Source organism: Roseicyclus sp. (genome assembly GCF_052168335.1).
Taxonomy (GTDB): domain Bacteria; phylum Pseudomonadota; class Alphaproteobacteria; order Rhodobacterales; family Rhodobacteraceae; genus Roseibacterium.
The window spans coordinates 1-10813 of sequence record NZ_JBQLZP010000226.1 but is presented as its reverse complement, the minus strand read 5'-3'; the positions used below and the strand labels follow the sequence as shown (position 1 = coordinate 10813).

10 protein-coding genes and 1 pseudogene are annotated in these 10813 nt (G+C 69.5%); 2 read left to right on the top strand and 9 right to left on the bottom strand.

Going from position 1 to position 10813, the window contains the following annotated elements; all coding sequences use genetic code 11:
* Window positions 1–601 (top strand): annotated as a pseudogene (locus ACTS11_RS07070) (MCE family protein); the annotation flags it as partial.
* Window positions 602–609: 8 nt separating this feature from the next.
* A complete protein-coding gene (locus ACTS11_RS07065) occupies window positions 610–1251 on the top strand; it encodes an ABC-type transport auxiliary lipoprotein family protein (protein ID WP_442639624.1) in 642 nt (213 codons plus the stop codon).
* 3 nt (window positions 1252–1254) lie between these two features.
* On the opposite strand, the gene ACTS11_RS07060 is transcribed toward ACTS11_RS07065, so the two are convergent.
* The 9 genes from ACTS11_RS07060 to ACTS11_RS07020 form a co-directional block, all read right to left on the bottom strand.
* Window positions 1255–3246, bottom strand: coding sequence for a TRAP transporter permease (locus ACTS11_RS07060; RefSeq protein WP_442639623.1), 1992 nt, complete (start codon window positions 3244–3246; stop codon window positions 1255–1257).
* Window positions 3246–3713, bottom strand: a complete 468-nt coding sequence (locus ACTS11_RS07055; RefSeq protein ID WP_442639622.1) for a DUF1850 domain-containing protein — start codon at window positions 3711–3713, stop codon at window positions 3246–3248. Before ACTS11_RS07055 ends, ACTS11_RS07060 begins: the two co-directional genes overlap by 1 nt.
* Window positions 3710–4672 carry a TAXI family TRAP transporter solute-binding subunit gene (locus tag ACTS11_RS07050; protein ID WP_442639621.1) on the bottom strand — a complete coding sequence of 321 codons (963 nt, stop codon included), beginning with the start codon at window positions 4670–4672 and terminating at the stop codon, window positions 3710–3712. The genes ACTS11_RS07055 and ACTS11_RS07050 overlap by 4 nt, the downstream gene beginning before the upstream one ends.
* A gap of 107 nt (window positions 4673–4779) precedes the next feature.
* Window positions 4780–5157 (bottom strand): Na+/H+ antiporter subunit G, encoded by a 378-nt coding sequence (locus tag ACTS11_RS07045; RefSeq protein WP_442639620.1) that lies wholly within the window; start codon window positions 5155–5157, stop codon window positions 4780–4782.
* A gap of 10 nt (window positions 5158–5167) precedes the next feature.
* Window positions 5168–5437, bottom strand: a complete 270-nt coding sequence (locus tag ACTS11_RS07040) for a K+/H+ antiporter subunit F (RefSeq protein WP_442639619.1) — start codon at window positions 5435–5437, stop codon at window positions 5168–5170.
* Window positions 5434–5925 (bottom strand): Na+/H+ antiporter subunit E, encoded by a 492-nt coding sequence (locus tag ACTS11_RS07035; protein ID WP_442639618.1) that lies wholly within the window; start codon window positions 5923–5925, stop codon window positions 5434–5436. The genes ACTS11_RS07040 and ACTS11_RS07035 overlap by 4 nt, the downstream gene beginning before the upstream one ends.
* Window positions 5926–5929: 4 nt before the next feature.
* On the bottom strand, window positions 5930–7474 hold the full coding sequence (locus ACTS11_RS07030; protein WP_442639625.1) for a monovalent cation/H+ antiporter subunit D: 1545 nt from the start codon (window positions 7472–7474) through the stop codon (window positions 5930–5932).
* Entirely contained in the window at window positions 7471–7824 is a 354-nt protein-coding gene (locus tag ACTS11_RS07025) for a Na+/H+ antiporter subunit C (protein ID WP_442639617.1), read from the bottom strand. The genes ACTS11_RS07030 and ACTS11_RS07025 overlap by 4 nt, the downstream gene beginning before the upstream one ends.
* A gap of 1 nt (window position 7825) precedes the next feature.
* Window positions 7826–10684: a monovalent cation/H+ antiporter subunit A gene (locus ACTS11_RS07020; protein ID WP_442639616.1), complete on the bottom strand. Its 2859-nt coding sequence runs from the start codon at window positions 10682–10684 to the stop codon at window positions 7826–7828.
* Window positions 10685–10813: the final 129 nt, after the last annotated feature.

Genomic DNA, 10813 nt, shown 5'->3' with positions numbered 1-10813 from the left:
GACGGACCTTCCCGCCGTCCTCGCCGATGTCACCGCCGCCGTGGAGAACGCGCGCGGCGTGATCGAGACCGTGGGCGCCGACCTGACGGAGGCGAGCGGCGACGTGACGGGCCTCGTGACCAGCGCCGAGACGACCATGGCGCAGGTGACGGAGACCTTCGCCAACGCCAACGAGACGCTCTCGGCGATCAACGGCGCGCTCGAGACGGGCGAGCGCACGCTCGAAGCCGCCGAGAACGCCTTCGCGGGCGCCGACCGGGTCATCAACGAGGACGTGCCGGGCCTGATCGCCGAGCTCGAGGCCACCGTGCAGGGGCTTAACGAGGCCGTCGGTGCGGTGTCGGGCGACCTGCCGCAGATCTCCGCCGAGGTGCGCGAGGCCAGCGCCGCCGCCGCCGAGGCCTTCACCCGGCTGGGGGCGCTGGTTGACAGCTCCGCCCCCGGCGTTCAGGACTTCACCACGAACGCCCTGCCCCTCTTCTCGCGGCTGGCGCAGGAAACGCGCGGGCTGATCGACAACCTCGACCGGCTGACGCGGCGGATCGAGGACAGCCCGACGCGGTTCTTCCTCGACACCGACGTGCCGGAGTTCAGACGATGAGGCCCACCTTGCCGATTGCCCCGGGAGCGACCCTCCGCCGGCTCGCGCTGGCAGCCCTCCTCCCGTGGATGGCCTCCTGCGGGGCCATCGGCGCGCTGGGGGACGCGGCGACGCCGCTCGAGGTCTTCGTGCTGACCGCGCCCGGCGCCCTGCCGCAGCGCCAGGGCGCGCCGCTCGCTCGCGACGTGATCGTGGAGGAGCCGACGACCGGCGGCGCGCTGGCCACCGAGCGGATCATGATCCAGCCCGATCCCCTCCAGGCGCAGTATCTCCCCGGTGTCCGCTGGAGCGAGCCCGCCCCCCTCGTGGTGCAGACGCTCATGGTCCGCGCGCTCGACGCGACGCAGGCCTTCCAGTATGTCGGCCGCCGTCCGCTGGGCGCGGGAGGCGACTTCGCCATCGTGAGCGAACTCGTGGACTTCCAGGCGGTCGTCGGCCCCGGGGGCGACAGCGCCGAGGTCCGCGTCCGCATGATCGCCCGGATCGTCCGCGAGCGTGGCGTGCAGGTGGTGGCCTCGCGCACCTTCACGGCGCGCGCGGACGCCGCCTCGCTCGAGGACGCCGACCTCGTCGCGGCCTTCGACGCGGCGACGGGCCGCGTGATCTCGGACTTCACGGTCTGGACGCTCTCGTCGCTCGGCGCGATCTGAGGCTCACTCCGCCCGCGCCGGAGCGACAGCGCCCGAGCCGCTGCGGCTGCCCCACCAGTTGAGCGCGAGCAGCGCCACGATCAGCGCCGCCCCTGCCGCCTCGACCGCGATGGAGGGCCAGAAGACCGCGATCACGCCCGGCACGATGAGCGCACGCTGCCAGAGCGGCATGGCGCGCCAGAGGAACCCCTCGAGCGCGGCGGCGAAGCCCACCAGCGCCACGATGGCGATGGCCCCGTTCCACAGCACCAGCGGCAGCGGGCCGCCGAGGATGATGACCTCGTTGAACACCATGAAGAGCGGGATGAGGTAGAGGCCCTTGGCGTATTTCCACGCCTGGAAGCTCGTCTCCATCGGTTTCGAGCCCGCGATGGCCGCCCCCGCGAAACCCGCCAGCGCCACGGGCGGCGTGACGTTGCTGTCCTGCGAGTACCAGAACACGACCAGGTGCGCGATCAGGAGCGGGATGCCGAACTCCTCGGTCAGCGCGGGACCGACGAGGATGATGAGCACGATGTAGGCCGCCGTCACCGGCAGGCCCATCCCGAGGATCAGGCTCGCGATCAGCACGAGGAGCAGCGCCAGCACGAGGTTGCCGCCCGAGAAGGCGATCATCATGGCCGAGAACTTGAGCCCGAGGCCGGTCAGCCCCACGACGCCGACGATGATCCCCGCGACCGCGCAGGCCATGGAGACGGCGACAGCGTTCCGCGCGCCGAGCTCCAGGGCCTCGAGCGTCAGCTCGATCCCCCTGGGGCAGAGCGCGACGAAGCCCGAGGCCGTCGGGCCGTTCGCGAAGTAGACCCAGAGCGCCTTGGCCGACGCCGCCGCCACGATGGAGACGATGGCGTAGAAGCCGACCCGCATGGGCGAGTAGCCCGCGACGAGCAGCGCCACCAGCGCCACGAGCGGCAGGAGGAAGTGCCAGCCCTCGGCCAGCACGCTGCGCACGCTCGGCAGTTCATCCGCCGTCATGCCCTGCATGCCCTGCTTCACCGCGGCGATGTGCACCAGCAGGTAGACCGCCCCGAAGTAGAGGAATGCGGGGAAGATCGAGACGAGCACGATGTCGACGTAGGGCACCCGCGTGAACTCGGACATCAGGAACGCGCCCGCGCCCATCAGCGGCGGCATGATCTGTCCGCCGGTCGAGGCCGCGGCCTCGATGCCGCCCGCCTGCGCGGGCCGGTAGCCGAGCCGCTTCATCAGCGGGATGGTGAAGGCGCCCGTGGTCACGACGTTGGCGATGGCCGAGCCCGAGATCGAGCCCATGCCGGCGGACGCGATGACGGCCGCCTTGGCCGGGCCGCCGCGCTGCCGCCCCGTGGCGGCATAGGCGAGATCGATGAAGAACTTGCCCGCCCCCGTCACCTCGAGGAAGGCGCCGAAGAGGACGAAGACGAAGATGAAGGTCGCGGCGACGCCGAGCGGGATGCCGAAGATCCCCTCGGCGCCGAGGGTCATCTGGCTCGCCACGCGGTCGAGCGAATAGCCGCGGTGGTTCATGATGCCGGGCATCCAGTCGGCGAGAAACGGCAGTTCGCCCCGGCTGCCCGCGAAGGCGTAGGCGATGAAGAAGGCGCCGATGATCGTCATGCCGAGCCCGACCGCCCGCCGCGCCGCTTCGAGCACGACGAGGACGGTGAGCACGCCCACCCAGACGTCGATGTCGCGCGGGAAGATCTGGTTGGCGATGGTGTCGATGTTCACCGGCAGCCAGGCGCCGACGAGGATGCCGCAGGCGATGAGCGTGCCGTCGATGGCCCAGCCGAGCGCGCCGCGCGGCCGCGACCTGCCGAAGACCGGGTAGATCAGGAAGCACAGGACGAGGATGAAGCCGAGATGGATCGGCCGCTGGTAGAACAGGCCCAGCGGCTGCACCCCCGCCGCCCAGAGCTGGAACAGCGACAGCGCGATGCCGATGACGGCGATGGCGCGCAGCACGAGGCGGGGCTGCTCGGGCTCGGCCCGCGGGATCTCGGTGTCGGTGACCATCAGTCGTTCCCTCTGAGTTCGATGCGCACCCGTTCGCGCGGGGCGGCGGCCGACAGCGACACGGTCGTGTCGCCGACGCGCAGGCGGTGGTCCACGTCCCCACGCCCCGGCCGGAGCACGTAGGCGTCGCCCGGCACGGGTTCGTCGATATCGAGAATCCAGTAGCCGCCCTGCCCGTCCGAGACCTGCCTGCCCCGGCCCGGGATGTGGTCGAGCCCGGCGGCGAAGTCGGGCAGGTGCGCGCGCACCAGCACCATGTGCCCCGCCCGGTTCTCGTAGCAGTCGGAGACCTCGAAGCCCGCGACGGAATGGTTCCAGAGAACGCACCAGCCCGCCCCCTCGGGGACGGGCAGGCGTGCGATCTCGCTGCCGTCCTCGCGCGTCGCGACGAGCTCGCCCGCGCTGGCGGCAAGAGGGATGGACAGGAGGAGGAGGGCGATCAGCCCTCCTCCGAGCCGTGCCGTCACGGACGCAGGTTGTCCGGGATCGAGGCGCCGATCTCCTCGTAGTAGCGGATGGCGCCGGGGTGCAGCGGAACCGGCGTTGCCGACATGGTGAACTCGACCGTGGTTTCGTTCGCCGCCGGGTGGACCGCCTGCAGGTCGGCGATGTTCTCGAACATCGCGCGCGTGATCGCGTAGGCGAGGTCGTCCGACATCTCGGACGAGACGGCCAGCACGTTCGGGATGCCGAGCACGGTGATGTCCTCGTCCACGCCCGTGTAGCTGCCGGCCGGAAGCGTCGTGCGCGACATGACCGGGTCCTGCGCGATGGCGGCGGCCATCTCTTCCTCGGTCAGCGCGATGATGACGATGTCGTTCGTCGTCGAGAGGTTCAGGATCGACGAAGTCGGCGCGCCGACCGACCAGAAGCCCGCGTCGATGTCGCCGTTGGCGAGGGCGTCCGCGGTCTCGTTGAAGTTGAGGCGCTGCTCCTCGATGTCGTCGTAGCTGATGCCGTTGGCCGACAGGATGGCGTCGGCGTTGACCTCGGTGCCCGAGCCCGGCGCGCCGACGGACACGCGCTTGCCGCGCAGGTCGTCCAGCGAGGTGATGCCGCTGCTCTCGAGCGCCACGATGTGGATCATGTTGGCATACATCGAGGCGAGGCCGCGGATCATCGGCAGTTGCTGGCCCTCGAAACGGCCGGTGCCCTCGTAGGCCTGCTGCACCGTATCGGCGAGCGCGAGCGCGAGGTCCGCATCGCCCGTGGCGATGAGGCCCATGTTCTCGACCGAGGCGCCGGTGACTTCCGCGGTGGCCGAGTAGCCGTCGACGTTGTTGTTGATGACCTCGGCGAGACCGCCGCCCATCGGGTAGTAGACGCCGCCGGTGCCGCCCGTGGCGATCGACAGTTGCTCCTGCGCCGTCGCCGGAACGGCAAGCGCGACGAGGGTGCTGGCCGCGAGGGCCTGTACGAGTTTCATTGCGATCCTCCCTGATCGGATTGTTTTTTTGCGAGTGCTATCTGTAATGCACAAAAGCCGGGGCTCCAACCCGGTCTTTTGCGTATGCGGTGCGGTCGCGGGAGGCGTCAGGACCTTCCGTCGCCCTCCGGCGGCGGATCGTCGTAGACCGACCAGCCGTACTCGCCCCCGCTCTCGGGCAGGTCCTCGCGCCGCAGGTTCATCGCCATGTAGGTCTTGGCGATGAAGTTCGCGGTGATCGGCGCGGTGAGGAACAGGAACAGCGTGATCAGCAACTCGTGCACCGACAGGTGGCCGGTGTCGGCGTAGAAGAAGATCATCGAGGCGATGAGGACCCCGCCCACGCCGAGCGTCGTGGCCTTGGTCGGTGCGTGGAGGCGCTGCAGCGTCGATTTCAGTTTCACCAGACCGTAGGAGCCGACGAAGCCGAAGACCCCGCTGATGACGAGGAAGACGGCGATGAGGAATTCGGCGACGAAACTCATGGGGCGGCCCTCACTCGATGATGTCGCTGCGCAGCAGGAAGCGGCAGTAGGCGACGGTCGAGACGAAGCCCACCATCGCGACCAGCATCGCCGCCTCGAAGTAGATCGCCGTGCCCCGCCAGATGCCGTAGAGCACCAGGAGCGCGATGACGTTGATGACCATGGTGTCGAGCGCGAGGATGCGGTCGGCCGCGTCCGGCCCGAGCACGATGCGCCAGAGGTCGAGCAGGAGGGCGACGCCGTAGCAGGCGGCGGCGAAGAGCAGTGCGGCTTCGATCATGGGAAGATCTCCTTCAGGCGCCTCTCGTAGCGGGACTTGATGCTGTCGCGCACGTCGTCGGGATCGTCGGTGTGCAGGCAGTGGACGAGGATCGCGCTGCCGTCCGCCGACAGCGTCGCCGAGACGGTGCCGGGCGTCATCGTGATGGTGCCCGCGAGGATGGTGATGGCCTCGGCCGAGGTCAGCTCGATCGGGACGGGAATCCAGTGCGAGCGGATGGTCTTCTCGCGCCGGAACAGGATGACCGCGGCCACCTGCACGTTCGCCACGACGATGTCCCAGAGCACGATCAGGAAGTATTCGGCGATCTTGAGCGGCCGCGCGATCCTCGGGCGGTCGGGCCAGTAGGCGCGCGTGACCATCGGGATGGCGAGGCCGAAGGCCGTTCCGAGGATGAGGTTGCCGAGCGTGAAGCTGTTCACGAGGCCGAGCCAGACGAGGACCAGCGCCAGGCTGAGGAGCGGATGGGGGACGAGGCGCATCAGCATGGGCTCACTCCTCCGTCGCCGGGCCGAGGACGGCCGACACGTAGCCCGCACGGTCGAAGACCTGGGCGGAGGTCGCCTCGAGGTACGAGGCGGCGGGCCCCGCGAAGACGGCCAGCGCCGCGAGCGCCGCAAGGCTCAGCATCGCGGGCGCGACCTCGGCGGCGCGGGCGGCGGGCGGCAGGGCCTTCGGCGGGACGTGCTCGTGCATGTCGGGGATCGGGTGCGGGATGGAGGTGGACTTCCAGAACAGGATGCTCCCCGCCCGCGCGAAGCCGACGATGGTCAGGAGCGAACCCACGAGGATCGCGGTCCAGGCCCAGGGCATCTGCGCAGGTGCGCGGACCGCGTCGAGCACGAGGAGCTTGCCGAGGAACCCCGAGAGCGGCGGCATCCCCGCCATGGCGATGGCCCCCGCGAAGAACAGCGCGGCGAAGAGGCCGTTCTGCACCGTCGCGGGCGCGGCGCCCAGCCGGTCGCCCGAACGCCGCGTCACCACGAGGTCGGCGATCAGGAACAGGCAGGCCGCCGCGAAGGTCGAATGCACCGTGTAGTAGAGCGCGGCGGTCAGCGCCTCGGGCGTGAACGCGGCGACCGCGACGAGCAGCGTGCCCATCGACCCCACCGCCGAGAAGGCGATGAGCGGCATGAGCCGCCGCGCGCCGAGGACACCGAAGGCGCCGACCGCGATGGTGACGATGGCCGCGGGGAAGAGCCAGGCGGCCGCGACGCTCTCCGTCCCCTCGATGCCGGGACCGAAGGCCGTGGTATGCACCCGGATGATCGCGTAGGCGCCGACCTTCGTCATGATCGCGAAGAGGGCCGCGACCGGCGCGGGGGCGTTCGCATAGGTCGCGGGCAGCCAGAACTGCACCGGGAAGAGGGCGGCCTTCACCGCGAAGACGATCATCAGGAGCATCGCCGCGACCCGGACGAGCGCCGCCTCCTCGGGCGGGATCTCGGCCGCGCGGAGCGCGAGGTCGGCGATGTTGAGCGTGCCCGTGGAGGCGTAGAGCGTCCCCAGCGCGAAGAGGAACAGCGTCGAGCCCGCGAGGTTCATCACCACGTATTGCAGGCCCGCCCGCATCCGCTCGCGCCCGCCGGAATGGATCATCAGCCCGTAGGAGGCGATCAGCAGCACCTCGAAGAAGACGAAGAGGTTGAAGATGTCTCCCGTCAGGAACGCGCCGCAGATGCCCATGAGCTGGAACTGGAAGAGCGCGTGGAAATGCCGGCCGCGGTCGTCCCAGCCCGTCGCGATGGCGTGGATCAGCACGATGAGCGCCAGCGTCGCGGTCAGCAGAACCATGAGCGCCGACAGCCGGTCGAGCACCAGCACGATCCCGAAGGGCGCGGGCCAGTCGCCGAGGCGGTAGACATGCGTGGTCCCGTCGGCCGCCATCGCGGCGAGGCCCAGCGCCACGGCCACCAGCGCCGCCGTGCCCGCGACCGAGAAGGTCCGCGCGAGCGTGATGTCGTGGCGCATGACGAAGGCGAGGATCGGCGCCAGCATCGCCGGCAGGACGACGGGAACGATGAGCCAGTGCATCAGCGCCGCGCCTCCTCGTCGGCGTCCGTGCGCTCCATGTCGATCCGGTCGTCGTCGGCCTCGAGATAGGCCCCGAGCCCGATCATCACCAGCACAGCGGTCATCCCGAAGGAGATCACGATGGCCGTCAGCACCAGGGCCTGCGGCAGCGGGTCGGTATAGGTCGCCTCGCCGTAGCGCGCGAGGATCGGCGACTGGTCGATGGCGAGGCGCCCGCTCGCGAAGATGAAGACGTTGACCGCGTAGGACAGGAGCGCGAGGCCGAGGATCACGGGAAAGGACCGGAGCCGGAGGAGCAGGTAGACCCCGCCCGCGGTCAGGACCCCGACCGAACTTGCGACGACGATCTCCATCTCAGCGCGCCTTCTCTTCGTCGGCGTGCTCGCCGGGATCGTAGTCCATGGGCTCGAGGTTCACCGTCTCGCCGGTGTGCTGCGCGATCCGGCTGAGGCTGTAGAGCATCAGCATCACCGCGCCGAGCACGGTCAGGAACACACCGAGGTCGAAGAGCATCGCGGTGGCGAGCTCGAACTCCTCGACGGGCGGGAGGTGGACATAGGTATAGGCGCTGGTCAGGAAGGGCAGGCCGTTGAACCAGGCGCCGATGCCCGTCAGCCCCGCGATGATGACGCCGAAGCCGATCATCGTGTGATACTCGATGCGCTTGCGCGCCTGCGTCCAGGCGAAGCCCGAGGCCATGTACTGCATCAGGAGCGCGATGGCGATGACGAGGCCCGCGACGAAGCCGCCGCCCGGCTGGTTGTGGCCCCGCAGGAAGATGTAGACGCCGACCATCACGGCGATGGGCATGAGGACGCGCGTGACCACGACCATCATCAGCGGGTGCCGGTCGCGCGAGCGGTTGGCGCTGTAGTCGACGTTGCGCAGCCGCCGCGCCGCGGGCCCGCCGAGGAGCGCGTGCATCAGCGCGTAGATGATGAGGCCCGCGATCCCGAGCACGATGATCTCGCCATAGGTGTCGTAGCCGCGGAAGTCGACGAGGATCACGTTGACCACGTTGGTGCCGCCGCCGCCCTCGTAGCTGTTCTCGAGGTGGAAGCCCGAGATCGTGTCGATGTCGCGCAGAAGGAAGGCGTAGGCGAGCCCGCCGATCCCCGCCCCGGCGGCGAGCGCGATCGCCCCGTCGCGGAGCTTGCGTCCCGCGCCGCTCTCCTTCGGGGTGGTCTTCGGCAGGAAGTGCAGCGCGAGCAGCAGCAGCATGATCGTCACCGTCTCGACCGAGATCTGCGTCAGCGCGAGATCCGGCGCCGAGAGGTAGGAGAACCCGGCGGAGATCGACAGACCGATGACGCCCACGAGCACCAGCGCCTGGAAGCGGTTGCGGTGCATGACGACGACCGAGATCGTCGCCGCGATCAGCATGAGCCAGCCGGCTCCGATCACCGCCGGCACCGGCAGGAGGCCGCGCGTGGGTGCGGAGAGGCCGCCGCCGAAGAACGCGACCGCCCCGAGCGCCACGGAGGCGAAGACGAAGATCGCGAGGTAGCGGCTGATGGCGCCGTTGTGCGTGGCCGAGGTGATCCACGCCGAAAGGCCGGCCGCCCCCGCCACCAGCCGGTCGAAGATGACCTTGGCCTCGGGCCGCGGCGTCGCCAGCCAGGCGCGGTCGAAGATGCCGTGGAGTGCGAGGAAGACCGCGCCGCCCGCGACGGCGATGAGCGACATCCACAGCGCGGGCGTGACCCCGTGCCAGATCTTCAGATGCGGATGGAGTTCGGCCCCCGTCACCGCGCTCGCCGCGACGCCGACGAGGCCGTCGGCGAGAAACGGCATCGTCCCGATCAGGACGACGAGCACGGCCAGGAGCGCGGGCGCCGCCCACATCCCGAAGGAGGGGTCATGCGGCTTGTGCGGGTAGTCGTCGCGGACCGGGCCGAGGAAGACATGCACGATGAAGCGCAGCGAATAGGCCACCGACAGGAGCGCGCCGAAGGTCGCGAGCGCGGGAACGGCCCAGTCGCTCCCCGCCCAGTAGGTGTGCGAGGCCTCCTCGAGCATCATCTCCTTCGACAGGAACCCGTTGAAGAGCGGGATGCCCGCCATCGACAGCGCCGCGACCGTGCCGATCACGAAGGTCACGGGCATGAGGTGGCGCAGGCCGCCGAGGCGCTTGATGTCGCGGGTATGGGTCTCGTGATCGACGATCCCCGCCGTCATGAAGAGCGCGGCCTTGAAGGTCAGGTGGTTGATGATGTGGAACACCGCCGCGACCGCCGCCGCCTGCGTGCCGAAGCCCAGCAGCATCGTGAGGAGACCGAGGTGGCTGACCGTCGAGAAGGCGAGCAGCGCCTTGAGGTCGTCCTTGAAGAGCGCGATGAGCGCGCCGACCACCATCGTCACGAGGCCCGTGGTGGCGACGATGTAGAACCAGGCGTCGGTGCCCGACAGGACGGGCCACATCCGCGCCATCAGGAACACGCCCGCCTTCACCATCGTGGCCGAGTGCAGGTAGGCCGAGACCGGCGTGGGCGCGGCCATCGCGTGCGGCAGCCAGAAGTGGAACGGGAACTGCGCCGACTTGGTGAAGGCGCCCAGCAGGATCAGGATCAGCGCCGGGATGTACCATTCGGAGGCGCGGATCGCGTCGCCCGCCTGCAGGATGTCGGTCAGGTTGTAGCTGCCGGCGATGTTGCCGAGGATCAGCATTCCCCCGATCATCGCGAGCCCGCCCGCCCCCGTGACGGCCAGCGCCATGCGCGCGCCCTGCCGCCCCTCGGGCAGGTGCTTCCAGTAGCCGATGAGCAGGAAGGACGAGAGCGACGTGAGCTCCCAGAACACCAGCAGAAGCAGGATGTTGTCCGACAGCACGATGCCCAGCATCGCGCCCTGGAACAGCAGGAGATAGGTGTAGAACTGCCCCATCGGGTCCGCTCCCGAGAGGTAGAACCGCGCATAGAGCGTGATGAGGAGCCCGACGCCGAGGATCATCCCCGCGAAGAGCAGCCCCAGCCCGTCGAGGAAGAACGAGGCCGAGAGGCCGAGCTGCGGCAGCCATTCGATCTCGGCCTGGATCACCTCGCCGCGCATCACCTGCGGCGCGAGGATCAGCAGCATGACGAGGGCGAGCGCCGTGGGAACGGCGGTAAAGCTCGCGCAGGCGTTGCGTCCCGCCCGGATCATCAGGCCCGGCACGAGGGCCCCGATGAACGGCAGAAGCGCCATCAGGATGAGGAAGTGGCCTTCCTGGCTCATTCTTGTAACCTTACGGACTCAAGGTCTATGCACTGGATAGCGTCCGGTCGCTCCGGTGTAAAACCCGCCTGCGCAAGGCGCGGCGCTGTGTCATGCGGATGACGTGGCGGGAGGCGCGCCGGCCTCGTC